This window comes from Sphingobium sp., from assembly GCF_041987595.1.
GTDB lineage: Bacteria > Pseudomonadota > Alphaproteobacteria > Sphingomonadales > Sphingomonadaceae > Sphingobium.
The window spans coordinates 1-689 of the sequence record NZ_JBHIWJ010000213.1 but is presented as its reverse complement, the minus strand read 5'-3'; the positions used below and the strand labels follow the sequence as shown (position 1 = coordinate 689).

General features: G+C 69.5%; 1 protein-coding gene. It reads right to left on the bottom strand.

Annotation, left to right across the window (positions count from 1 at the left end):
- Positions 1-689: TrkA C-terminal domain-containing protein (locus ACFC3J_RS22810; RefSeq protein WP_375198187.1), on the bottom strand; the 689-nt coding region annotated here is incomplete at both ends.

Sequence of the window (689 nt, the reverse complement as noted above, 5' to 3'; positions counted from 1 at the left end):
GAGCACCAGAAAATCGCGGCTCAGCCCCTGCAGGCGATGGATGTCGCGCCAGGCGCCGGCCACCAGTAGGGTGTCGGAGGCCTTGAGCTTTTCGTCCACCAGCACGCCTTCCAGCGCCTGCCCCTGGCGGCGCAGGCCGACCACGTTGAGCTTGTGCCGCGAGCGAAAGCCCAGTTCCTGAATGGTCTTGCCGGGCAGTTGCGACTCCGGTGGCAGCGCCACCTCGGCCAGGCCCAGCTCATGGGCGTGCAGGCTGAAGTACGAGTGCGCCAGCGGCATGGGCTCCAGCCCCAGCGCCTGGTAGCTGCCGAGCAGGCCGATGGCGGGGCTGGCGATGTCCACCAGCAGCACGTCGCCCGGCTCCAGCTGGGTGTTGCCGCTGGCCATCAGCAGCAGGGTGCGCAGGCGCTGGCGGCGCTCGACGGCGATGACGTTGATGCCGTGATCACGACGCAGCTGCAACTCGTTGAGCACCTGATTGGCCAGGGGCGAGTCGGCGCGCACCTGCAGGCGTCGCTCGCGCTCGTTCAGGCGATAGCGCTCGGCCAGGTTCAGGCGCGGCGGCTCGGCAGCGTCACCGGCGCCCTTGCGCACCAGCCAGCGCCGCGCCAGCAGCATGTAGCCGATACCCAGCCCAAGGATGGCCAGGCCGATGGGGGTGAAGGCGAAGAAGCCGAAACCCTCCAGCC